Below are 24900 nucleotides of genomic sequence, written 5' to 3'. Positions count from 1 at the left end.
CATCATTAACCGTGGATCATAGGCTGGCCGCCCAGTGGCGGCAGTTGCGTTCATGACGTCTTTTAAAGGAATAGAGTCTACGAATCGGCTTAACACCGTGACCACATGATTTTCACTAGGCGTAAAATCTAAATTCACTGCCAAACTGGTTTGATTATTGTTATAATTCTTGTACATGGAGATAACCTCGCTTTCTGATTGTTTAGTCGCTGTTGGATAAGCAGAGAATTGTCTCTGTGCCTACATAATAGTACGAAAATAAGGTTCGAAATCAAAAAACGATTTCGAACCTTATTTTTTATTCAAGAGTTTTGTCCCGCTCTCGTTTCACTTACTTTCTAAACATCTTAAATTGCAAGAACAAATCATTATACGTACCTGTTTCCTTAACACCAAGGTCTTGGTATACCTGCGTATCTTTGATGACACTAGCACTTGGATAAAACTCCTTGTCCTGACGAACATCCGCAGGCAATAACTGTTCCGCTGGTGCATTAGGTGTTGAGTAGCCCACGTACTCTGCATTCTGTTTAGCGTTTTCTGGACGGTTCATAAAATTAATGAAAGCGTAAGCGGCCTTCAAATGTTTGGCCGTCTTCGGAATAACCAGGTTATCGATCCACAGATTGGTACTTGGCTTCGGAATGACGTAATGAAGATGACTGTTATTACTGATCATCTCGGCCGCATTGCCAGAATATGTTACGGCAACTGCTGACTCATTTTGCTCCATATACATCATGATTTCATCATCGAGCACAGCCTTAACATTGGGCGTTAGCTTCGTGAGCTTCTGCTCCGCTTCGTCCAGCTGGGCTTGATCATGCGTATTCGCCGAGTGGCCTTGCGACATCAATGCCAACCCTAAAACATCACGGGAAGAATCGACTAACATGATGTTGTCCTTAAACTGTGGCTTCCATAAATCGTCCCAGGTCGTCAATTCACCCTTTTTGACAAACTTATCATTGTAAACAATCCCCAGTGTACCCCAGAAATAAGGCACTGAATATTCATTGTGAGGATCAAAAGCCAGGTTTTTAAACTGCGACGAAATGTTGTTCATACCCGTTAATCGGTTCTTGTCCAATGGCCTGAGTAAATGATCAGCCTTCATTCGCTGGACCATGTACTCGCTGGGAACCGTCAGATCATATGACGTGCCACCCTGTTTGATTTTTGTGTACATGGATTCATTACTATCAAATGTTTGGTAGGAAACATGATAACCTGTTTCGTGCTCAAACTTCGTTATCAACGCTGGATCGATGTAATCCCCCCAGTTGTATAAGTTTAGCACGTTGTTGCCAGAACCAACGACCCCTTCAACACGTTGTAAATGATGCGCAGTCAGACCAAGTCCCAAACTGACCGCTAAGATAACAACAACCAAACTAACTAATCGCTTCATTTGATCACCGCCTCAACTTGTTGACGGTTCTTGGTTTTGCGGCCCTGATTGTACTGTTCCAGGAAATAGTACCCCGCAATCAGTAGCAGTGAAACTAGGAACCACAGCGCTGACAACGCGTTGATTTCCAGATCGACCCCTTGCCGAGCACGTGAGTAAATTTCCACAGACAACGTTGAGAAACCATTTCCAGTGACAAAGAACGTAACCGCGAAGTCATCCAGCGAATACGTTACAGCCATTAAGAAACCGGAAAAGATACCAGGCATGATTGCTGGCAAGATCACCCGCGTCAACGTTTGCCAAGGATTAGCACCCAGATCAGCCGCAGCATCGATCATAGACGCATTCATTTCATTCAGCTTGGGCAAAACCAACAACACAACGATTGGAATCGAAAAGGCAATGTGACTCAGCAACACTGAGATAAAACCCAATCGCAACCCTAACATCGTGAAGAAAATCAGGAAACTGGCCCCGATAATAACGTCAGGCGAAACCATCAGAATGTTATTCAATGAAAGGACAGTCTGGCGGATCGCACGGTGACGCGTTTCATACACACCCAGCGCACCTGCCGTACCGATGATTGTCGCAAACAGTGAAGACAGCAACGCCACAATCAGTGTGTCTAACACAATTTGAATCAACCGTGGGTCATGGAACAACGTTTGGTAATGGTCAAACGTAAAGCCATGAAAATTGCTCATCGTATTGCCTTTACTAAAGGAATACATGACTAAAAATAAAATTGGTGCATATAAAATGATAAATACAATGATGAGGTAGGCTTTGGACCAGCCAGACAGTTTACTTTGCATGACGTGTCCTCCCCTTCTTTTTGCGTTCGCCGGTTAGCAACATCGTAATCACCATTGCCACAATCAAGATGACCCCGATTGTCGAACCCATTCCCCAGTTCTGTGTCACCAGGAAATGTTGTTCAATGGCGGTCCCCAGGGTAATGACTCGGTTACTCTTTTTTTATCTATGAGAGTAGATTGGAAATTTCGGCGACTGAACTAGCAGCTTTTATTTGCTTAACCCAGTGATCATCTTGGATTTTTTGCATAAGTTGCGATAGGGCAGATAAATGACTGGTTTGATCCAAAGGTGCTAGACCAATGACGATTTGAATCGTCCTTTTGTCTGCGTGATCTTTATTTTCAATTGTGACGGGGTGTTGTAGTAACAGTAAACTCATGCCAAGATCGTTGACACCGTCGTTTGGTGTGCCATGGGCTAACATGATGCCGTTACCAAGTACCATGTAGGGACCGTTGACGACTGTTAATCGAATGATTCGATCAACGTAACGTTGTTCGATAAGGTGTTCAGTCAGCAGTGGTTTCAAAGCTTGTTGAACAACATTTTTCCAATTGTCCAACTCATCATCGGCATACGTAATGTGGCTGCTGGGTAAAAGCTTTTGCAGGCTTGTTGGTCCGGTGGTGGGTGTCTTTTTTAGCGGCAGTTTTGCTCTTTGATTGAGGTAACCACGTAGAGCATCCGTCAGACCATCAAAGTTCTCGATACGAGCGTAATTACTGATAATATCGAGCAGAGAATTTACACTGGCTTCGTTAAAATGGTTATCAGTTAAGTGGCCATTGATGAATGCTTTTTCGATTGTTTCCCAATCTTTTTTATTTGGTAGCGGTGATACGCGAACAATGGGAATATGAACGGGGACATTGAGTTCGATGGTACTGATGATAAGCTTGATGTTGGATAAATCTTGATTCTTATACTGGAAAACACTAAGAGGCTGAGAAAAATCAATGTTGGGATAATGTTGAATGAGTTGCTGCTGAAGAATGTATGAGGTACCAATACCACTAGAGCAGACAACTAAGACGTCCACATGTTTGCCACGGCGACTTTCAATGGCGCGCAATTCACCGCCGAAATATAGTGCAATCAACGCGATTTCGTCATCACTAAGGTGGCCATTGATGAATTTTTCAAACGGACGAATGGCATACTTAGTGAACGAAAATAGTTCGCGAAAGCCTTCGGTGATTTGTTCAAGGTTGGGATGGTGATAGGGAATCATAAATTTTGAACGATAAAAGGTAGATAATAAGTGCGTAGATAGTGTTAATTCAAGCTTTTCAGGGGATACATTGGCCCCAGACACGGTGTTGAAGCGGTCAATAATTTCCCGGGAAATCGGGAAAATAGTTTGGATTAATCCGTCAGCACGATTGACACGATAAAACTGGCTCGTGTTGATGATACGACCCAAGAAATATGATTCACTAAAATTATGAATGTTGTTATCGCTTAAGAACTTAATTGACCAATTAATCGACATTGAATCTACATTGGTTGTTCTTAAGGGAGAATCCGGCAATTGATTTTCTGGCCGTTTGATTCGCTCCAAAAACCATAAAATAAAGTCATCAAGTGTTGATAAAGCGTCGTCACTAAAATAATTCCCCGTAATTTTTTCCAGCTTATGAATCTCTGTGTTGATTGCAATCAAACGTGAAGGATTAATGTCGATTTGACTGTACAGAATTGAGTCACGATCATTAAGCGCCTCTAATACCCAGTTTCGTTGCGATATTTCAGATCCGGAAATATGCTTTCCTTTAGGCTGTTGAATAATATCGAGCCCATGGGATTCTAAACGTTCACGAACAGATTTGAGGTCGGATATTGCCGTATGTTTGGAGATTTGAAATCTGTTGGTTAAGTCTGACAGGGATAGTGACTTGTGGTTGATGAGATCCCAAGCGATAAGCTGACACCGCTGATGTTTTGTAAATTGTTCCGTCACAGGTTGAGTTTCTGAATATCGATTCAGAAGCTCTTTTTTTGTTTCTTCAGGAATGAAATAGCCGACTCCAGCGAGATTCATGATGATATCAAGCTTAGAGTCATTTAACTCTTCATTCACGCGTTTTAGAACATAGAAAGTGCCGCGACGAGATAATCCCAGCTGTGTTTTCAATTCTTCAAGAGTGGTGTAATCCTGACGTGTTAGCAAGTAATTAAGAAGATCATTGCCATGTTTGATGTTAGTAAAGTTAATCATGAATGATGAGCCTCCAAATTAAGCACATTTTTTGACGGGGTGAATATTTTGCACTATTGGTAGTGTAAGTATTGCACTTGTTAGCGTTTTCATCAATGCTAGGATTAAATCATAAATTAATAGCGGAGGTGATGGAATGCTGAATGACCTTTTGAACCAGGAAACAGTCCAGTTAACGGATGCAACTGATTTGAGCTGGGAGACAGCAATCCGACTTGCGGCAAAACCTTTAGTTGCCAACGGTAGTGTGACAGAGCAATACGTTAATTCAATGATTGACGTGGTCAATGATCAAGGCCCATATATTAACATTGGTGATCATATTGCGCTTGCACACACGCGACCTGAGAATGGATCAAATCGTATCTCGCTTGCACTGCTCAAAACGAATCATGATATTGCACTTGTTAACCAGTATCATCCCATTACCTTATGGTTCGTTTTATCAGCTGTTGATAGTGAGAGTCATTTAGAAGTCATTAAGCAATTAATGACACTGTTAACCAACGAGGCAACAGTTAAACAGTTAATGGCTGCTTCGTCGGCTGAAGATTTGCTCACAATAATTCATAGTCGCAACGAATAACGGAGGAAACAACATGAAAATTTTAGCAGTATGTCAAAGTGGTTTAGGCAGTAGTTTTATGGTTCAAATGAACGTCCAACAAATTCTGAAAGATGAAAACGTGGATGTTGATGCAAACGACATCACGGTCGATCACTCAGATGTTGGCAGTGCCACAGCAGATTCAGCAGATTACTTTTTCGTTGAGTCAACATTGGCAGACGCGTTAGGCAGCATTCCAAAAGAGCGGATCGTTTTGCTAAAGAGTCTGATTGACAAAAAGGAAACTGCGGAACATGTCAATTATGTTTTAGATAACGAAAACATTGCTCACGATTAATTCGTAAAGGACAAAAAAGATGAAAAGTGTATTGAACTTATTTGTCTCCATTGCGACTCAACCAGCTATTTTAGTTGCCTTGATCGCTATGTTGGGACTGCTCCTACAAAAGAAAAAGGCGACTGAGGTTGTTCAAGGAACGATTAAAACGTTTGCCGGCTTCCTTGTTTTAATCGGTGGTGCTGGAATCTTAAGCAACTCATTAACACCGTTTGCCAAAATGTTCCAGTTTGCCTTACATGTTCAGGGTGTCGTGCCAAGTAATGAAGCGGTTGTCGCTATTGCATTGGTTAAGTATGGTACGACGACAGCATTAATTATGCTGGTGGGGATGATTGTCAATATCTTACTAGCCCGTTTCACTCGGTTTAAGTATATTTTCTTAACTGGTCAAGCAATGTTATACGTTTCGTGTTTAACGGCGGTTATTTTAATCAGTGCCAAACTTGGTACAGGTTGGCAGACCATTATTCTTGGTGGAATTTTCGAAGGAACATTACTCACTGTGACACCAGCTTTGTGTCAACCATTTATGCGTCAAATCACTGGTGGCGACGAGGTTGCCATGGGTCATACGGGTAACATTGGCTACGCAACTGCTGGTTTGATGGGTAAATGGTTCGGCAATAAGAAAAACAGTACTGAAGACATTGAAATGCCTAAGGGATTGAGCTTCTTACGTGATTCAACCGTATCAATCACATTATTAATGGGAATCGTTTATATTATTTTAGCAATTGTTGCGGGACCACATTTTGTTGAAACAAAACTCAGCGCTGGTACTAATTACTTGGTTTATGCACTGGTTCAAGCAGGTACATTTGCCGCCGGCTTCGTCGTTGTTCTTCAAGGTGTTCGCATGATCTTGGCCGAAATTGTACCCGCCTTTCAGGGTATCGCGACAAAACTTGTGCCTAATTCTAAACCTGCTTTGGATGTTCCAATCATCTTTCCATATGCTCCTAATGCTGTGTTAATTGGCTTTTTCACCAGTTTCATTGTCGGCACAATTAGTATGTTTATCATGATTGCTTTGAAAACAACGGTTATTATTCCCGGGGTTGTTGGTCACTTCTTCTGTGGTGCCGCGGCTGCAATTTATGGGAATGCGACGGGTGGTCGTCGTGGTGCGATTATCGGTTCAGCGGTCAACAGTTTATTGATTAGTTGGTTACCGCTTCTCATCTTGCCTGTCTTAGGTACGTTAAAATTGGCGGCTTCAACGTTTGCTGACACTGACTACCTAGTTCCTGGTATCTTACTGGGAAACCTTGGTAACTTGGGCACGGTCGCCGTTGTGGCTGGAATACTAGGCTTCTTAGTAATTGTTGTTTTGATTAGTCTAATTTTAAATGGACGCGATAAAGCAAACTCGAAGGCAGAAGCAACAAAATAGTGTTTTTGACCCGGTCAAGTTATTCTACCGGGTCATTTTTGAAAGGAAGATAAAAGAGAAATGACATTTACTGAAAAAGATACCGCTGCCGTTAATGCAATCCGCTTTCTGAGTGTTGACATGATTCAAAAGGCTAACAGTGGCCACCCAGGTTTGCCAATCGATGCTGCACCGATGGCCTATGTTTTATGGGAAAGATTGATGAATTTCAATCCCGAAGATCCTAAGTGGCTTAACCGTGACCGTTTTGTATTGAGTGCCGGCCACGGCTCGGCATTGCTTTACAGTTTGCTGCACCTTAATCACTTTGGCTTAACAACTGACGATTTAAAACAATTTCGTCAGTTAGGGTCGCTAACGCCTGGACACCCAGAGGTAACTGAAACAGCGGGTATCGATGCGACAACCGGTCCTCTTGGACAGGGATTGGGAATGGCCGTTGGGATGGCCATGGCGGAAAAACATTTAGCAGCTATGGTGAACCGACCAGGATATAATGTGTATGATCATTACACGTATGCGCTTGTTGGTGATGGTGACTTGATGGAAGGCATCAGTCATGAAGCGATTAACATTGCTGGTGACAAGCGCCTAAATAAGTTAATTGTGCTTTATGATTCAAATGATGTGTCATTAGATGGTCCACTCTCATTAAGTGCCAACGATGAGGTCAGTGCGCGTTTTAAAGCAGCTAAGTGGGACTATGAACGTGTTTTGGATGGCAATAATTTGGACGACATCTACGCCGCAATTAAACAGGCCCAGCAAAACGATCGGCCAACTTTGATCGAAGTTAAAACAATTATTGGTTATGGTACGCCTGAAGCGGGGACAAATAAGGTTCACGGCTCTGCACTGGGTGAAGAAAATGTTGCCAAGATGCGTGAATTTTATGACTGGTCCGCTGCTCCGTTTGAGATTAGTGATGACATTTATGGTACTTATAATGCAGCTGTGGATGAAAAACAACGCGATTACAAGAATTGGCAACGCATGTTTGCTGACTATCAAACGAAATTCCCAGATGTTGCTAAGAAATATTTGGATAATAAGCTGGATTTAGCGAATGTTTCGTTGGACTATGACACGTACAAGAAGCCGACGGCAACTCGGGTGGTTAATGCTGATTTGATGCAACAGATTGCCGCAGAGAATGACAATTTCTGGGGCGGTGCCGCTGATTTGTCCTCGTCCAACAAGACGAGTTTGAAAGCCGACGAAGCCTTTACACCATTAACGCCAAAAGGTCGCAATATTTACTTTGGTGTGCGTGAATTTGGCATGGCGGCAGCAGTTAATGGGATTACGTTGCATGGCGGTACGCGTGTGTTTGGTAGTACGTTCTTCGTCTTTAGTGACTATCTAAAGGCGGCCGTTCGTTTGGCTGCTATCCAGCAAATACCATCAACTTTCATCTTCACGCATGATTCATTGGCTGTAGGTGAAGATGGGCCAACCCATGAACCGATTGAACAGTTAGCCGCTTTGCGAAGTATTCCAAACGTTAATGTGCTGCGCCCGGCAGATGCAAACGAAACATTGGGTGCTTGGCAGACTATTGCCCAGATGACTGATCGGCCCAGCGTACTTGTCTTGACGCGACAGGCCACACCACTGATTGAAGGGGCGGCCGCTGATAAAGTGTCAAAAGGTGCGTACGTGATCTCACCCGCTAAGAGTCAAACACCTGATGGCATTTTAATTGCTACTGGTTCAGAAGTAGCCTTGGCGATAGAGGCACAGCAAACCTTACGCGATCGGTCATATGATGTATCCGTTGTTTCGATGCCAAGTATGGATATTTTCAAACAACAATCGGCCGAGTATCAAGAATCCGTCTTACCTAGAGATGTCCAGTTGCGTATATCCATCGAAATGGCGTCTTCGTTTGGATGGGGTGCCTTCACGGGTACTCGCGGCGCCAACGTGAGTGTTGATCGCTTTGGCGCAAGTGGTAAAGGAGCAGAAGTTGTTGCTAAGTATGGCTTCACACCTGAGACGATTATTACAACCTTTGAGCAGTTATGGAAGGTGAATGATAAATAGCTGATTTTAAAAAAATGCCTTGGTCTATGACCGGTTTTAAGAATACAACACTGTGAAAGATTAAAAATAGAACTGCTAATTGATTACCTAATGAGGGTAGTGGTTAGCAGTTTTTTTATCCATATGAATGGCGATTCGCCGAAAAAAGAAACTTTTCTTGTTGCGTTGAAGTGCAGTTGAAGGTCTAAGCTTTCAAACATTGCATAACAACAGGAGGACAACATGACAACGAAGAAAAGATTTGATTGGATACTATTAGTTATTTTGATGAGTTACTTTATGATCCTGCTCGATAATTCAATTATTTTTACGGGAACTGTCAAAATTGCTCAAGATTTACAGCTAAATCAGCAAACTTTATCTTGGATTAGCAGCGCCTATTCGTTAACGTTCGGTGGATTTTTACTGCTTGGCGGTCGGGCAGGGGATTTGTTTGGTCGGCGACGTGTATTTCAAATTGGTCTGGTTATCTTTGGAATAGGTTCGCTACTAGTTGGATTATCAGTTAATGCACCGATGATTATCGCTTCCAGAGCCTTTCAAGGAATTGGCTCGGCCATTCTTGCACCAACGACCTTGGCTATTTTGATGGATACTTATGACGGTCCTGCACGTGTACGTGCCATTGCATATTATGGTGCTATGGCCGGAATTGGTGCGAGTGTTAGCTTAGTTATTGGTGGCGTGTTTGCCAGCCTGCTGACATGGCGTGTTGGATTTTTCATCAATGTTCCTATCAGTATGTGGATGTACTACTTATCTGTTCGTCATTTACAGAAGGATGGCGGTCAATCTGGAAAGCTGGATTGGCTTGGTACGTTAAGCTCTTTATTTGGAATGAGTGCGTTGGTGTACAGCATTGTTGGTACTTGGGGAAAGTTATCCGCGCTCATACTGGCAATTGTGCTACTGGTGATCTTTGTTTACCAAGAATATCGAACGAGCCAGCCGATTATGCCGTTACGGTTGTTTAAAAATCGTGAACGTATTGGCGCGTACTTAGGACGTTTCTTATATTTGGGCGCAATGCTTGGCTTTTGGTTTATTACACCACAACTGATGCAAAGACAATTAGGCTTTAGCGCGTTAATGGCTGGTGTCGCTTTCTTTCCATTGACGATCGTTAACTTTATCGTGGCTCTACAAGTAGCTCGTTTAACAGCGAAGCTTGGCAATGGGCGCTTACTGACAATTGGTATATTCTTAACGTTGATTGGTATGACATGGATGAGTTTCTTTACGGTTAGCACTGGCTATTGGCTTGGCATTGCTTTACCAATGGTTGTCATTGGCGTTGGGCAAGGACTCTCGCTTAGTCCATTTACTGCTGCGGGCGTAGCCCACACTGATGTAAGGGACGCTGGTGCGGCATCTGGTGTTGTCAACGTGATGCATCAGATTGGTGGATCCGTGGGGTTGTCAATTTTGGTTAGCGTTCAAGATCTGTTTAAAAATCAGGTGATAGGCTTTCACTATGCTATTTTAATCGGCGCAGGTTTATTGCTGATTTCGTTGTTGGCAGCGATTTTCTTAATTTTGCCAGAAAAGCAAAAGTAAGTGTTGCCTTCAAGTTACTGTAAGGTTGTAAAGTAATCATTGTTACACGTGAAACAGGAGGTAAATTAAATGGCAAACGTACTTATTATCGGCGCCACGGGCTCAATTGGTCAGGTGACACGTCAATATTTCTTGGAACACACGGATGATCAGTTAACGTTAATGGCACGCATTCCAGATCGGTTAGGCAAACTGAATGAGCAGCGCGAGCGAGCAATTCAGGGAAATGTGACTGACACTCAAATCTTAAACGATGCACTTCAAAAGCAGGATGTTGTATTCGCTGCTTTAAGTGGCAATTTACCAGAAATGGCCACGGCAATTGTGTCAGCGATGGATCGTGCCAATGTTGACCGACTGTTATTCATTACGTCGATGGGAATCTACAACGAGATTCCGGCCAGCGTTGGTGCAGACGGTAACCTTGAACATAATCCAATGTTGCAAACATATCGGGATGCTGCCGATATTATTGAGGCATCTGATCTGAACTATACGGTGATTCGTCCGGGATGGTTTGATAACCGGGATGATACGGACTATCAAGTGACGAAAAAAGGAGAACCGTTTGGCGGCCACGATGTTTCACGCGAAAGCATTGCTGACTTAGTGATGCATCTTGCCCATGACGCCACGTATGGGTCACGTGATAGCCTCGGTATTAATAGAAAATAATTGGAGGACGTTAATAATGAAAACAGCAGTGTTTGTAGAGCCAGGAAAAGTTGAAACGCAGGATTTACCTAAGCCAGAAATTAAGCAGCCAACAGACGCAATTTTGAAAATCGTTCGGGCCTGTGTTTGTGGATCAGACTTGTGGTGGTATCGTGGCATTTCTGACCGACCAAAGAATACGCCAGTCGGGCATGAAGCCATCGGCATTGTCGAGGAGGTCGGCTCAGAGGTAACTGACGTTAAACCTGGTGACTTTGTCATTGCGCCATTCACACACGGTTGTGGTCACTGTGCCGCTTGTTTGGCTGGTTTTGATGGTGATTGTTTGAATCCAAGTGACGATGAAGTGGTCGGCTATCAGGGTGAATATTTACGATTTAAGAATGCCAATTGGGCGCTGGTTAAGGTGCCTGGACAGCCATCAGATTATACAGATGACCAATTGAACGATCTGTTAACATTAGCCGACGTTATGGCAACAGGTTATCATGCTGCGTCATCCGCTGAGGTTAAGAAGGATGACACCGTTGTTGTTATGGGCGATGGTGCTGTTGGTCTGTGCGGTGTAATTGCCGCTAAGTTGCGTGGTGCCAAACGGATTATTGCGATGAGTCGTCACGAAGATCGTCAAAAATTGGCCAAGGCATTTGGTGCAACAGATATCGTTGCAGAGCGCGGGGGTGATGCAGTGAAGGCTGTGATGTCCCTGACAGATGGTGCTGGCGCCGATGCCGTTTTGGAATGTGTCGGAACGGAACAATCAGTTGACACAGCAGTTAAGGTCGCACGTCCAGGTGCCGTTGTTGGTCGTGTCGGTGTGCCACAAAAAGCGGACATGAATACCAATAATTTATTCTGGAAAAACATTGGTCTCCGTGGTGGAATCGCTTCTGTAACGACTGATGATCGGAACATTCTCTTGGACGCAGTGTTAAAGGGTGAGATTCATCCAGGTAAGGTGTTCACTAAGCAGTTCGACTTGAACCACATTGCCGACGCATATGCCGCAATGGACAAACGTGAAGCAATCAAGTCATTACTCATAGTGAGTCAATAATTTACATTATGAACATTTCCTAATAAAATTGGCGAGTTCTCTAATAAACAGAGAACTCGCCAATTTTATTTGATATGCTTATGTAAGCGGTTTCTAGAACACTTAATTGAGGAGATTTTCATATGTCATTTAAGAAGAAATTTGCACTTATTCTAGGTACTATTACAGCTTTAGGGACGTTTGGAATGGCCAACGTTACTAGTGAACCGGCTATGGCTACTAGCACAAAACCAGTGACCATTTACTTGACTCGGCACGGAGAAACGACTGCCAACGTTATGATGCGTGTCCAGGGCTGGAGCAACTTTCCACTGACTAAGAACGGGGTTAAAGTAGCCGATGATTTAGGCCGTGGCTTGAAAAACACTAAGTTCAAGGCAGCCTACACAGGGGACTTAACCCGACAAACAGTAACAGCGCAGGAAGTGTTGAAGTACTCAGGCAATAAGCATGTCTCTGTTAACCAGAACAAAGATTTGCGCGAAGGTGGTTACGGTAGTTTTGAAGGTGACAGTATCGCTGCCGATAATAACAAGATTGCCGGTGTATATGGCTACAAGACTGGCGATGAGTTCATGCAGAAAACGGGTAAGGATTACTGGAATCAGCTGCAGGACGCCTACCACAAGCTCGACACTCAAAACAGCCAGGAGACTAAATTAGTCAAAGCTGATCGTGCCGAAAGTGCTAAAGAGGTGCAGCAACGGATGACGACGGAACTTAACCACATTGCGAAGACAACTTCGAAAGATGGCGGTGGTAATGTGTTGGTGGTTAGTTCAGGAATGTCCATCAACGAATACTTGTCCACAATGAGCAAGAAGTACGAGGGCAAGCCATTAAAGAACGCGGCTGTCACTAAGCTTGTTTACAAGAATGGTAAGCTCCAAGTGTCTGGTCCAATTGGAACATTAAGCTACGTTGATAAAGGCGCAAAAGCCAGCAAGTAATTTTCACATAATGAAACAAATTTAGAAACCGCGAAAAGCCCTGCATAGGCGACCAAACATTGGTCGTCTAGCAGAGCTTTTTTGAGTTCAGTTCACTTTTGTAAAGCATCAGGAGTAAGCGAGTCTAGCTCCGTCAACCATTGAACACTGTCTTCGTCTGCATCAGCTGGAATAGTGTACGTGAGCGGCTGAAAAACAGTGGCGACGGCTTGCCAATCCAGACTCTGCTCAGTTTGGAAACTGTGACGCAATTGAGCAATTTGTTGATTGGATACATTGCTTAACTGCTGTTGATTCCCCTTAAACATCAACAAGAAACTGTTGACTGTCAGTTGTGTGCTAAGCGATGTATGCCAATCATTTGGAGTTAGTTGATTGTCTGTAAGACGTTGATCTGCAAGCGGCACTGCAGGCACTTCTTTGGTTAAAAAGTGCTGCAGATGTGACCATTCGTGATTAATGATTGCGTAGAATTGCCATGGCACCTGAATGGCGAAAGCTTTCAAAGTATTGGTTGTAATTGTCGCAATGTTCCAAACAGACGTGTTAGTTTGTTGAGCCTGTTCGAGCCAAGTGCGTAAGAAGTGCTGCGTGGTTTGTTCAACCAACTGCGTCTGATTATGCTGAGTTAAATGCCAGCGGACGAGCAAAAAGTCGACTAAATCGGCCTCACCAATCGTATGTTGGCCTTTATTGCTAATTCGCTGCCGTAAATTGCGTAGCTGCTTTTGCCGACTACTGCCAGCGTATTTACCCTGTTTAACCATGTTACAAATTGTCCCTCCATTGGATGTTAACGTGCTTTTCAAACTGACGTACAATCGCCAAGTCGACTGGATCAATATTGATTGTATTCAGGTCTTGGCTGGGCACAAACTTGATTTTATCCATTTCGTCACCCTTGTGAAAAATAAAGGGCGTTGGTTGTAAAATATCACAGGCACAGACGGCACGATTTCTGGTCTCTTTTTTGTCTTCATCGAAGATAGTAGCTATTCCGCAAAGCGTCAAGTGCTGTGCGGTTTGATGTGTTTCTTCACACAGTTCGCGAATAGCCGTTTGTAAAACTGATTCAGTTGGCGCTTCTTTAGGCTCACGTTTGCCAGCGGGAATTTCCCATCGCAAACGCCAGTTGTTAAAGCCGACGAGGTAACGTGCCTGAAATTGACAGATGACAAACGCACTGGAAAATAGGTCATCCGGATATTGTGATGGATCAGTTATAGTTGTGTAGTCTTTTAAAAGCATTAGGCCATCATCTTTCATATTGCGCTATTTTAAAACTATCGTACAAGTGTGCCGCTACGGATGAAAGCAATTTAATTAAAAAAAACCGTTTTAAGTTCATTATTGACGAATGTATCAGTCTGATATATGATAATTTCACGAATAACATATCTGACTGATATATGGAGGTGTCATAATGTACGAATTATTTGTTTTGGGACAACTGACAGATAAACCGATGACTGGCTATCTGTTACGGAATGTTTTACAACGAATTGTCGGTAACCGGCGAAAAATTAGTTTTGGCATGATCTACCCGTTATTGGATCGACTGGAAACAAAGGGATTTATTACATTGACGGATAGTCAGGATGACGCTAATCGTGGCAAAAAGGATGCCACACTGACTGAGCTGGGTAGAGAACGATTTGAAGAACTCATGACGGCTCCAGTTCCATTGAATCAAAACACTGATTTTACGTATGAAGTTAAGTTTCGTAATTTTCATCAAATTGAACCGAGTTTGCAACTCAGTATTTTAGGCGAATTTGAACATTATTTGGAAAATAAAATTGAAGATGTTGCAGATGCCGAAGCTTATTTACAGCAGACGAAGATCACGCCAGATGATCTTAAAGATGCCGTTCGGCTGATGGCGTTGACTAAGGTTCAGGCAACGGCGGCATTGAAATGGACTAAGTCAACAATTGAGGAGGTACAGAATGGAAACAAAGACTAATGTTGGTGGGGTTCGCCGCTGGTTGAGCTTGGCAACACTGTGTGTGGCGGTGTTTATGTCACTGTTGGATGTGACGATTGTTAACGTGGCGTTGCCAACGATCCAAAAAAGCTTTAATGAATCATTTAGTGACGTTCAATGGATTATCAATGCGTATACCCTGGCGTATGCTGTTGTCTTATTGGTTGCTTCCAAACTCGGCGATATTTTTGGACGCAAACGAATTTTCTTTATTGAATTAACAATTTTCACGTTAGGATCACTCGCCTCAGCATTATCAACAACGGGGTTACAGCTTAACTTATTCAGAACGATTCAAGGAATTGGTGGCGCAGGCATTATGGGGCTGTCGATGACGATTGTGGCATCTACCTTTGTCGGACGTGACCGTGGACTGGCGTTTGGTATTTGGAGTTCCGTGATTGGGGTCGCCACCGCTATGGGGCCGCTACTTGGCGGGTACTTAATTCAGCTATTCAATTGGCGGGCTATTTTTATGATCAATGTTCCGATTGGTGTTATCGCACTGCTAGGTGCCATTTACTTTGTCGATGAAAGCTACGGTAATCGACAGGGTTCAATTGACTGGATTGGCATGTTGATAAGTATTGCCATGGTGTTTAGTCTCGTATTTGGTCTGGTTCAAAAGGAGACCCATTCTGCATGGCATTGGTCAAACGTGCATGTTGCCAGTTATTTGATTGCCGGAATTGTGCTACTTATTGTTTTCATTTTGCTGGAACGTCACCTTAAGAGTCCAATGATTGATTTAGCCATTTTTAAATCAATTTCCTTTGATGGCACCATTATTGCTGCTTTCTGTTTGGGCGCTGGGTTATATGCTTTCTTCACGTATTTGACGATTTGGATGCAAGATTATCTTGGATATTCTGCTATGCAAACGGGGGTTAGACAGTTAGCAATCAGTATTTTCAGTATGATTTTGGGTCCTATTGCTGGCATGTTGTCCGGTCGTTGGCAAAAACGTTGGATGATCAGTGGTGGGCTGTTGTTAATTGGCTGCGGCTTTTTGATTATTTACCACGCTGTTAGCCTCAACGTTATGTATATTGACTTTGTGGCTGGCTTTGCGCTTTTAGGCATCGGGAATGCAATTGTGAACCCGCCTTTGTCCTCGGCAGCGATGGATAGCGTGAAAATGAGTCAGGTTGGTATGGCAAGCGGCGTAATGAATGTCTTTCGGCAATTAGGGATCAGTTTTGGAGTGGTTATTTACGGTTTACGTTTGAGCCATATTTATGACCCTGCAGTTACGACAAACATAAAAGCAATTAGCCAGTTACCACAACAAGCAGTGGCAGGAATTACGAAAGGCCTTCACCAGGCAGGACCAATGGCCGGCCATAGTGTTGTTGAAGGCGCAAAGAGATTTACTGCACATTATGTAAATGGATCGGAAGTTTTACGACAAATGAACAAAGCGGTGTTCAGCGCATTTAATCAGGGCTATAAAGGTGTTCTTGTGACAGCTATTACCCTAGTTGTTGTGGGCGCAATTGCTGCAGGTCTTATGATTAAGGAACCGCATCACGCGCAAAAATAATGATGTGACATTTCCCGGGAAATACATTTTACACTGTTTCAGATTAAAATCTATTGACATTTCTCATCAATTATTTAGAATATCTAACAATAGATAAAACAAGTTATGAAGCAGAGGAGTAACAGGCAAGATGTGCTTGAAGCGAGCCCTAGTTGATGAGAATGGGTGGCACAATGTTTGTGAAAGTAACCTGTGAGCTTTTGAATTCCAAACGAAATTCAGTGGGGTGGTGGCCATTATCGTCACCAAACTCTAGTCGATTGATGGCTGCAGTTTATGAGATTATGCTGGTGACAGTGTAACGATGCAAGGTGGTACCGCGTTCGCGCCCTTCGCAACAGAGATGTTGCGGGGGCGTTTTTTTGTTTAGAGTGATGCCGAAGCTCGGGAAGGGCCGAGCAATAACGTAAAGGTGGCAACGTGTAAGAGCATTTTGCTTGCATGTTGACAGCTTTGGGTTATGCACAGGGCCTTGAGCGACAGGTGCACGTTTATGTGAGTGTGACCAACTCCGGTTGGGAGCGCGTTATAGCCATGTAGCAGTAACCATTCCAAAGACACTAGTCTCCTTAAACTTGGACCACAGAAAGCGAGGTTGACCATATGGATCAACGAGAAAAACATTTAACAAGACGCGATTACTACGTCTTAGGATCACTACTATTCGGTTTGTTCTTTGGTGCCGGCAACTTAATTTTCCCGATTCACTTGGGTCAACTGGCCGGTAAGGGATGGATCACCGCTACAATTGGTTTCCTACTCTCTGCAATTTTATTGCCGTTGCTGGCGATTATTGCTATCAGTGTGACACGTAGCGATAGCATGTATGATCTGGCTAGACCAGTGAGTAGACGATTTGCATCTTTCTTTCTGCTAACGACCCACGCCAGTTTGGGACTGTTGATTGCCTCGCCCCGGACGGCGACGGTTACGTTTGAAATCGGCGTCGTTCCTTTTATTCCAAAAGGGACTGAAACAATCAGTTTAGCCATTTTTTCATTTTTATTCTTCTTGGCGACATTCCTGCTGGCCAGCAATCAACAAAAAATCACGCTGTATGTTGGCAAACTCCTCAATCCAATGTTTCTCCTGTTATTAACGTTTATTTTCTTCTGGGCCTTGGTAATCAAAGGTGATTTAACCCATGTGCCCTTTGTGAGCGCGGCTAATTCAATTGGTGGGCTGACAAACGGATTTCTACAAGGGTATAACACGATGGATGCTCTGGCCGGTCTTGGATTTGGGGTAACGATTGTCAATGCGCTCAAGTATATGGGGGTGCACAATGAGGGCGCTCAGTCACGGGCCATCGCTAAGATTGGTCTTTTCTCAATGTCACTAGAAACAATTATTTACACGTTTTTGATCATGCTTGGTGCCGTTAGTTTACGGTACACATCAATGAGTGCTAACGGTGGGCTAGCCTTTGGTCAGATTATGGAACATTATACCGGGCTGATTGGGACGGCCTTATTAGCCGCACTGACGTTGCTAGCCTGTTTGACCACCGCCATCGGGCTCATCACATCACTGGCACAAGACCTCAGTCGTCGTTTTCCACGTGTTCAGTACCGGACTTTTTTGCTGGGGACGACGGTGGGAGCTTTTTTGATTGCTAATATCGGCTTAACTCAGATTATTGCCTTCTCAACGCCATTATTAATGTTGTTATATCCATTGGCTATCAGTCTGATTGTGCTGGGGATCTTGCAGCCTTTGATTCATCAGAATGCCACAATTTATCGGACGACGATTTATCTAGTACTAATTCCGGCAATCTTTGACTTCATTCATGCATTACCACCAGTGTTTGCCAGATTGACGGTTGTTAAAGCTTGCAATCGTTTTGCCCAACAGTTCTTTCCCTTGTTCAAAGATGGACTGGATTTCTTACCGTTTATGCTTATCGGTTTAATTATCGGTCTGGGATTAGTCGCCTTACAACGAAATCCAAAGCAAAATTCGGTTGAATAGTGTTGCACCTAAAGTGAATTAACGAAGCGAACTTTATTGGCTAATGAGAATTAGGCCGAAGTTCGCTTCTTTTATTGTCAATTTAGGTGAACGGTGTTATCCTAAAATCAAAATTCAAAGGAAATGATAGATGTGGCAGATTTGAGGACAACGGATACGCGCCAGCGAATTGTTGAGTATGCCGTTGAGTTTGTCGGTGAGAACGACTTTCACCTGCTATCTTTACGGACGGCGGCTAAGACCGTTGGTATTGCGCCATCGGCAGTGTATAAGCATTTTAAATCAAAAGATGATTTGTTGGATGCAGCCTTGCAAGAGGTCTCACGTCAGTTTGAAACCGAGGCTATTCAAAGTGTGGCGCAACTTAGTCCCAAGGAACACCGGGAGATTATTGCAAAGCTAGGGAAAATGATTGTGTCTTGGGCAGGAATAAAACCGCACGCAGTGGCGTTTCTTTTCTTTAGTCCTAGGGCACTTGCTGAGTATCGGCAGCAGAATTTTTTCAGTAATACTGAGGAGCCCTTTTTACGTTATATGAGTCAGGAAGTCTCAGGGTTAAAGCATGACTATCATCTGACCGAAGAGAGTGACTTGTTGTTTACCAAGCTGTGGTCTTTCATCTTTGGCTATGCGCAACTCATTGTTAACGGTGCGCTAACTTATGATGAGGCTGTTGTGGACAGTATGATTGATGACATTGTGAAAAATGGGGGCGTTAACGATGCAAAGTAAAACAACAATTGTTTATTGCCATCCGTATGATAAAAGCTTTAATCATCAGGTGTTGATGACGGTTCAAGAAAAGTTAGATCAGTTAGGTGAGGCGTATAACGTTATTGACCTTTATAAAGATCAATTTGATCCACGTTACTCGGTAGCTGAATTGGCCAAGTTTAAAGATGGTGACACCACGGATCCACTAGTCATTAAATATCAAACGGTGTTGCGGAGTAGTACGAATCTTATTATCATTACGCCGATTTGGTGGAACGACCTACCGGGTATGTTGAAAGGTTTCTTTGATAAAGTTATGAAGCCTCAGTTTGCTTACATCAATACTCCTCGAGGTGTTAAGGGTCGGATGACGAATATCAAACGGGCCGATGTTTTAACGACGTCTACGTCACCAACCTGGTATTTGAAGTTGTTTTCCGGGAATGCAATTAAGCGTGTTTTTATGGGGGCAACGCTTAAACAGCTGGGAATCAAGCAGCGGCACTGGACCAATTGCGGCGGCATTACGAACAGCCATTTTAGTCAACGACAAGCGTTTTTAAAACAAATTGTGAATCAAATTTGAGGGTGATCTTAATGCAAATTGGATCTTTAGCGGATTGGTTTACGGGTGCAGCGACGTTTGCAGCGGTGCTCACGACATTACTTTTCAACTTTTTCGAACGACGACGGGCGGCCAAACAGAGCATTTACAGGGCTAAGACAGCCATGGCACGTTTAAGTTTGGATGTGATTCGACAAGTTGATGGTTTGACTGACAACGTTAGCGATGGTGATTCATTGAGTGCCATTCATACAATGAGGATCTACGTCTTTGTGCTAACACTGATTGGCAATCATCAAGTCAGTGAACTCTTGGAGGCTAGCGAACTGTTTTTGGTGACTGCCAACAAGGCGGCTGTCGGTAAAACAGATAAGTCTGAATTGAAGGAAGCTTATGATCAGTTAGTAGCAAGGACAATCTAGAGTGGCTCTAATAATTCCCCAAAGGGTGTACACTATAAATGCGAACGTACATTCGGGAAATGGGAGATTATTTATGAAAATAGCAGAGTTTGTCCTTTTGGATCAATATGCTGACTGGGAGGGAGCCTATCTTTCCAGTCAATTGAATCAGAAGAAAGATTGGCAGGTTAGGACGGCATCAATCAAGTCGTCAGTCAAATCTATCGGTGGATTTACAACCCAAGTCGATGATCTGATTTCTGATGTCCCTGAGCACATTGATTTATTGGTTCTAATCGGTGGCAATTCTTGGAGCATTACCGATGAGGCACTTTATTAGCTTATTTCTGGTAGTCTAACAAACGAAATTCCAGTTGGGGCCATCTGTGGGGCCGTTGATTTTCTAGCGAGAACAGGTTTGTTAACAGGATTTAAGCACACTGGGAATGCCCAATATTTGTGGAAAGATTATGTAGACTATAAAAACCCAACAGATTTTCAAAACGTTCAGGTTGTCAGCGATCGTAATCTCGTTACTGCCAACGGGACTGCTGCATTAGACTTTACAGAACGGGTTCTTAAAATGATTGGTTCCTCAGCAAAGGAGATTGCGATGGGCGTCGAGTTACATAAACTTGGTTTTTATGCTTATACGGAGAAGTACGGCAACCCTTATCAATAATGGTGCTGAATTACGCGGACACATCAAATGTGGCCGTTTTTTTGTTTGCTTTTTATATCTTTTAGATATATATTATTTGCATCTAAAAGATATAAAGGGACGGCAAATTCTAAAATGATGAATGAATTATATATTTTGGGCGAACTGATGGAGAACCCTAAAACTGCTTATCGTTTGCGTCAATCAATGCAGGTTTCACTTGGTCGTCACCGAAAGATTAGCTTTGGTGTCATCTATCCATTGTTTGAACGTTTGGAAAAAGAGGGCTACATTACGCTAACGGTTCAAGGCGATGACAAACGGTCGACAAGATTGGCAGCCATCACCAAGAAAGGTGAAACGCGATTCTTGAAATTGATGTATGAACCAGTTCCTGAAGGTGCCCACACGGATGATATTTTTCAAATTAAACTGGATTCAATGCAGCATCTGCCATTGACCGACCAACAGAGCATGCTGGATCAATATATGAATGAGCAGGTTGCCATTGTGGGTGACTGTCAAACGGAACTGGAGCACTTAAAGAAGCATGAGCACAAGGATCACTGGTATGCGGCACAGAAGATGCAGTTACGTCTCCGCCAAGCGCAGGTGACAGAGCAGTGGATCCAAGGCTTTAAAGTAGCACTGGAGAAGAACGGGGGCTTTCAGTCGAATGACTAAAGAAATCAAAATTGCGTTATTAATGGCGGCGAGCCTCTTCATGGAAATCATGGATGGAACGATTGTCACCACGGCGTTGCCGAGTATGGCGAAATATTTTCGGACTGGCTCAGCCACCGTCGCACTACTAGTGAGTATTTACCTAATTACCGTTGCGATTTTTATTCCGTTAAGTGGGTGGCTCGCTGATCGGTTTGGCAAGAAACGCATGTGGTTATTGGCCGTTGGCCTATTTACGCTGAGTTCGTTAGGCAGTGCGCTGGCGCCTACGTTTGCGATTCTGCTGGGGATGCGGGTGATTCAGGGAATGTCAGGCGCAATGATGACACCAACGGCTCGACTGATCGTGTTGGAAAAGACGGTCCCGTCACAATTGTTGCGAATGACGAGTTACTTAGTATGGCCGGCCTTGATTGCGCCAGCGATTGCTCCGCTAATCGGTGGTTTGATCGTGACATGGTGGAACTGGCGCTGGATTTTTCTGATTAATTTACCGATGGGAATTATTATTATTTTGATTGGGATTTTGCTGATTGATCAAGATAAGCAATCAGCAGAACATCGCCAGTTTGACGTTATCGGTTTTGTTGAGATCGCAATTGCATCAGGATTAATTTTAGCTGGGGCAGAATTAGCGACTCATGGTCGTTCGGAATGGCTATTAGCAACACTGATGGTGGTCATTGGCGCGGGGATGTTAGTCTTTTCCTACTTTCACTTACGCAAAGTCGAAAATCCTTTGTTTTCCGTTTCATCACTACGAATTGAATCATTTCGGTTCACACAAACGGGCGATAGCGTTTTGTGGTTATCAGTCGGGGCCATGCCATACTTAATGACGGTCTATTTGCAAACGATTTTTCAGTGGTCACCGGTTAAAGCATCAGGTTTTGTGATTTTTATTTTTTTGGGAAATATTGGCATAAAACCCTTCACGACGGTGATTATCAAAACGCTAAAATATCGTGGCGCACTCTTTAGCGCCTTCTTGATGGTGATGGTTAGTTCGTTCTGTTTGGCACTGATTACGATATCAACATGGCCATGGATAATCGCATTGTTGGCGTTTATCTCCGGGGTTGGGCGTTCCTTAGCGTTAACTGCCTACAATGGGCTGACATTTGCCGATGTGCCGTTGGCTGAACGTAACAGTGCGAACACGTTAACGGCCGTGATTATGACCTTAGCGCAAGGATTAGGTGTGTCCTTAATTACAGTGATCGTCTCCGTTCTCAGTCAAACAATGACGTTGGGACATGCTTACCAGTTTGGTTTTGTTTTCTTAGGATTGCTCATGTTGTGGCCAATGTTTGAGTTAACGACGGTCAGTCGAAATATTGGTGAAAGTACGATTTAGTTTTAAACGAGTTACTTTCAGTAGATTATTTTTTCTCATTGACTTTTAATGATAACGGGCGTATATTTTTGTCAATCAAACAACAAAACGAATTGATCAGGAAAGTAATGTTGATTGCCAGCGCTTAGAGAGCCTCTTTAGCTGAAACGGGGTCGCAGGGCACAATATGAAAATGGCCTGTGATTGGTGTCACCGAACCGCAAGGACAGGTGGCAATGACCGGCACTCATTATTGTGCACGCCATGAAAATGGCTAGTAAGCATCAAGATGCAAGTCTTGGTGAAACAAGAATGGTATCGTGCGCGAGCGCTTCTTAAGTGGTGGACTTAGGGAGCGCTTATTTTTGTGTTCAATTTTAAAACTGTCGATTATTTGTTTAGTTAACCGCCGTGAATTTGATTTGATAGGGAGAGGTTCAATATGAAAAAAACGGGACGTTTATTAGCAGCATTAGGAATCACTTTTGGATTAGCATTAACATTAGCAGGCTGTGGAAAGAGTAGTAATAAAACGGTAAAGGTCGGTGTTGTGGGCGACCAGGATGCAGCTATTTGGAAGGCCGTTGGCAAAGAGACTGAGAAGAAGGATCACATTACCTTAAAGATTGTGAACTTTACCGATTATACTCAGCCGAATGCGGCACTGTCAGACCACAGCGTAGACATTAATGCGTTTCAAAGTTTAAACTTCCAAGATGCGTGGAACAAAGCACATCACACTAACATCGTTGCTATTGGGAATACCTATTTTCAACCATTAGCGCTGTATTCTAATAAGTTGAAGAAATTGTCAGAAATCAAACGTGGTGCGCAGATTGCGATTCCGAATGACGCGGCTAACGAAACACGGGCATTAGTGCTTTTGAAACGGGCTGGATTTATCAAACTGAACAAGGCTAGCTTGCCAACAACTAAGGACGTCACTGAGAATCGATTGGGCTTAAAGTTTACAACTGTTGATGCGGCACAAACAGCGCGTTCTCTATCCAGTGCGGATGCTGCAGTCGTCAATGGTAACTACGCTTCGGCTGCTAAGCTGTCACTTAAGGATGCTCTGTATGCTGAACACTTAAAGACAGGTGGTCAGTACATCAATGTTATTTCAACCTTGAAGAAAGATAAGAACAACGCAACGTACAAAAAGATCGTGAAGGCCTACCAGACGGAGGCAACTAAGCAGAATTTGAAGAAGTACTACAAAGGAAATACGTTATCGGCTTGGTAGAATTAATGCTAAATTAACGAGCATCTGAGAACTTCATCAGACACAAAAATACCCCTGGATGAATCCGATTCGAGATTCATTCAGGGGTATTTAATGTCTAAGCAGATCAAAAAATGTTACACGTGAAACAGACAGCTCTTTTAGGCGAGTGCAGATGGTGCCTTAAGCTGTGGTCCTTTGCCTTCGCGAGCTAAGACCCAGTCATCAAGGTTCCACTCTTCTGTTCCACGACGCCATTGACCGAAGTCCCAGCGTGATTCACGTTCGATTTCAACAATTTCGTTGTTTGGTCCAATTGAGACCCAATTATAGGAACCGTTGTGATGAGCGAACTTGACCCACAGAATCGGTGTGGTTACGAGTTGACCAGCATCATTGGTGAAGGTGCGCGTTTCTTGGTCAATGCGCATGAAGCTCAGTTGATGAGCGTAGGCTGAATCAATGGATTGAAAGACCTGAGTCGCAAGGTTGATTGCTTGTTGACTCCTTGGCAAGTTGCCTGGTTCTTCGAAACTGAAGTTGTTGTAACTGATGAGGCGATTGTCGCTACCGTAAATAACCGTTACGTGAGCGTTATTGAGAACTACTGGACCTTCCTTTTGGTAGCGAACGACGGTTACCTGTTCGCCATTACGAGGGTGCTGTTCACGGCTAACTGCGACAAAATCATCTGGAATAACAAGGTTGCGGTTTTCTTTGCCGTTAACGTTCAAATACTTTGTCATAAGGAACTCCTCCAATTTTAAAGA

At 43.5% G+C, this 24900-nt stretch carries 23 protein-coding genes and 2 pseudogenes; 18 read left to right on the top strand and 7 right to left on the bottom strand.

The window, feature by feature from the left end; translation table 11 throughout:
• Positions 1-331: 331 nt before the first annotated feature.
• The 4 genes and pseudogenes from G400_RS0106960 to G400_RS0106950 form a co-directional block, all read right to left on the bottom strand.
• Positions 332-1411: an ABC transporter substrate-binding protein gene (locus tag G400_RS0106960; RefSeq protein WP_017263102.1), complete on the bottom strand. Its 1080-nt coding sequence runs from the start codon at positions 1409-1411 to the stop codon at positions 332-334.
• Positions 1408-2232 carry an ABC transporter permease gene (locus G400_RS0106955; protein ID WP_017263101.1) on the bottom strand — a complete coding sequence of 275 codons (825 nt, stop codon included), beginning with the start codon at positions 2230-2232 and terminating at the stop codon, positions 1408-1410. Before G400_RS0106955 ends, G400_RS0106960 begins: the two co-directional genes overlap by 4 nt.
• A pseudogene (locus tag G400_RS16080) lies at positions 2222-2386 on the bottom strand (ABC transporter permease); the annotation flags it as partial. The gene G400_RS0106955 and the pseudogene G400_RS16080, both read right to left, overlap by 11 nt.
• Positions 2387-2399: 13 nt before the next feature.
• On the bottom strand, positions 2400-4454 hold the full coding sequence (locus tag G400_RS0106950; protein ID WP_017261382.1) for a BglG family transcription antiterminator: 2055 nt from the start codon (positions 4452-4454) through the stop codon (positions 2400-2402).
• Between the two features lie 136 nt (positions 4455-4590).
• Here G400_RS0106950 and G400_RS0106945 point away from each other — a divergent pair, with 136 nt between their 5' ends.
• From G400_RS0106945 to G400_RS0106910, 8 genes are all read left to right on the top strand, one after another.
• Positions 4591-5040 (top strand): PTS sugar transporter subunit IIA, encoded by a 450-nt coding sequence (locus G400_RS0106945; protein WP_017261381.1) that lies wholly within the window; start codon positions 4591-4593, stop codon positions 5038-5040.
• A 13-nt stretch (positions 5041-5053) separates the two neighbouring features.
• Positions 5054-5359 carry a PTS sugar transporter subunit IIB gene (locus G400_RS0106940; RefSeq protein WP_017261380.1) on the top strand — a complete coding sequence of 102 codons (306 nt, stop codon included), beginning with the start codon at positions 5054-5056 and terminating at the stop codon, positions 5357-5359.
• 19 nt (positions 5360-5378) lie between these two features.
• A complete protein-coding gene (locus G400_RS0106935) occupies positions 5379-6755 on the top strand; it encodes a PTS ascorbate transporter subunit IIC (RefSeq protein WP_017261379.1) in 1377 nt (458 codons plus the stop codon).
• A gap of 60 nt (positions 6756-6815) precedes the next feature.
• Complete coding sequence (gene tkt / locus G400_RS0106930) at positions 6816-8801, top strand: transketolase (protein ID WP_017261378.1); 1986 nt, start codon at positions 6816-6818, stop codon at positions 8799-8801.
• 222 nt (positions 8802-9023) lie between these two features.
• Positions 9024-10358 (top strand): MFS transporter, encoded by a 1335-nt coding sequence (locus G400_RS0106925; protein ID WP_017261377.1) that lies wholly within the window; start codon positions 9024-9026, stop codon positions 10356-10358.
• Positions 10359-10427: 69 nt separating this feature from the next.
• Positions 10428-11033 carry an NAD(P)H-binding protein gene (locus G400_RS0106920; protein WP_017261376.1) on the top strand — a complete coding sequence of 202 codons (606 nt, stop codon included), beginning with the start codon at positions 10428-10430 and terminating at the stop codon, positions 11031-11033.
• A gap of 16 nt (positions 11034-11049) precedes the next feature.
• The gene (locus tag G400_RS0106915; protein WP_017261375.1) at positions 11050-12090 is read left to right on the top strand and encodes a zinc-dependent alcohol dehydrogenase family protein; all 1041 of its coding nucleotides are present in this window, start codon (positions 11050-11052) and stop codon (positions 12088-12090) included.
• A 122-nt stretch (positions 12091-12212) separates the two neighbouring features.
• Positions 12213-13040 carry a histidine phosphatase family protein gene (locus G400_RS0106910; protein ID WP_017261374.1) on the top strand — a complete coding sequence of 276 codons (828 nt, stop codon included), beginning with the start codon at positions 12213-12215 and terminating at the stop codon, positions 13038-13040.
• 92 nt (positions 13041-13132) lie between these two features.
• Here the strand turns inward: G400_RS0106910 and G400_RS0106905 are convergent, their stop codons facing one another.
• Positions 13133-13807, bottom strand: a complete 675-nt coding sequence (locus tag G400_RS0106905; RefSeq protein ID WP_017261373.1) for a hypothetical protein — start codon at positions 13805-13807, stop codon at positions 13133-13135.
• A 1-nt stretch (position 13808) separates the two neighbouring features.
• Entirely contained in the window at positions 13809-14288 is a 480-nt protein-coding gene (locus tag G400_RS14720) for an NUDIX hydrolase (RefSeq protein WP_017261372.1), read from the bottom strand.
• A 175-nt stretch (positions 14289-14463) separates the two neighbouring features.
• Between G400_RS14720 and G400_RS14715 the strand changes: the two genes are divergently transcribed.
• From G400_RS14715 to G400_RS0106850, 10 genes and pseudogenes are all read left to right on the top strand, one after another.
• Positions 14464-15006 carry a PadR family transcriptional regulator gene (locus tag G400_RS14715; protein ID WP_017261371.1) on the top strand — a complete coding sequence of 181 codons (543 nt, stop codon included), beginning with the start codon at positions 14464-14466 and terminating at the stop codon, positions 15004-15006.
• A complete protein-coding gene (locus G400_RS0106890) occupies positions 14990-16570 on the top strand; it encodes an MFS transporter (protein WP_017261370.1) in 1581 nt (526 codons plus the stop codon). Before G400_RS14715 ends, G400_RS0106890 begins: the two co-directional genes overlap by 17 nt.
• Positions 16571-17173: 603 nt before the next feature.
• A complete protein-coding gene (brnQ, locus tag G400_RS0106885; RefSeq protein WP_017261369.1) occupies positions 17174-18544 on the top strand; it encodes a branched-chain amino acid transport system II carrier protein in 1371 nt (456 codons plus the stop codon).
• Between the two features lie 132 nt (positions 18545-18676).
• Positions 18677-19276 (top strand): TetR/AcrR family transcriptional regulator, encoded by a 600-nt coding sequence (locus G400_RS0106880; protein WP_017261368.1) that lies wholly within the window; start codon positions 18677-18679, stop codon positions 19274-19276.
• Positions 19266-19844, top strand: coding sequence for an NAD(P)H-dependent oxidoreductase (locus G400_RS0106875; RefSeq protein ID WP_017261367.1), 579 nt, complete (start codon positions 19266-19268; stop codon positions 19842-19844). Before G400_RS0106880 ends, G400_RS0106875 begins: the two co-directional genes overlap by 11 nt.
• A gap of 11 nt (positions 19845-19855) precedes the next feature.
• Positions 19856-20245: a hypothetical protein gene (locus tag G400_RS0106870; RefSeq protein ID WP_017261366.1), complete on the top strand. Its 390-nt coding sequence runs from the start codon at positions 19856-19858 to the stop codon at positions 20243-20245.
• A gap of 73 nt (positions 20246-20318) precedes the next feature.
• Positions 20319-20906, top strand: a pseudogene (locus tag G400_RS16075) (DJ-1/PfpI family protein).
• 114 nt (positions 20907-21020) lie between these two features.
• On the top strand, positions 21021-21569 hold the full coding sequence (locus G400_RS0106860) for a PadR family transcriptional regulator (protein WP_017261363.1): 549 nt from the start codon (positions 21021-21023) through the stop codon (positions 21567-21569).
• A complete protein-coding gene (locus G400_RS0106855; protein WP_017261362.1) occupies positions 21562-22926 on the top strand; it encodes an MFS transporter in 1365 nt (454 codons plus the stop codon). Before G400_RS0106860 ends, G400_RS0106855 begins: the two co-directional genes overlap by 8 nt.
• A gap of 421 nt (positions 22927-23347) precedes the next feature.
• On the top strand, positions 23348-24151 hold the full coding sequence (locus G400_RS0106850) for a MetQ/NlpA family ABC transporter substrate-binding protein (protein WP_017261361.1): 804 nt from the start codon (positions 23348-23350) through the stop codon (positions 24149-24151).
• A 140-nt stretch (positions 24152-24291) separates the two neighbouring features.
• Here the strand turns inward: G400_RS0106850 and G400_RS0106845 are convergent, their stop codons facing one another.
• Entirely contained in the window at positions 24292-24876 is a 585-nt protein-coding gene (locus G400_RS0106845) for a hypothetical protein (RefSeq protein ID WP_017261360.1), read from the bottom strand.
• Positions 24877-24900: the final 24 nt, after the last annotated feature.

It is taken from the genome of Furfurilactobacillus rossiae DSM 15814 (assembly GCF_000428925.1).
Taxonomy (GTDB): Bacteria; Bacillota; Bacilli; order Lactobacillales; family Lactobacillaceae; genus Furfurilactobacillus; species Furfurilactobacillus rossiae.
The sequence above is the reverse complement of the archived record's forward strand: the minus strand, read 5'-3'. Positions and strand labels throughout refer to the sequence as shown.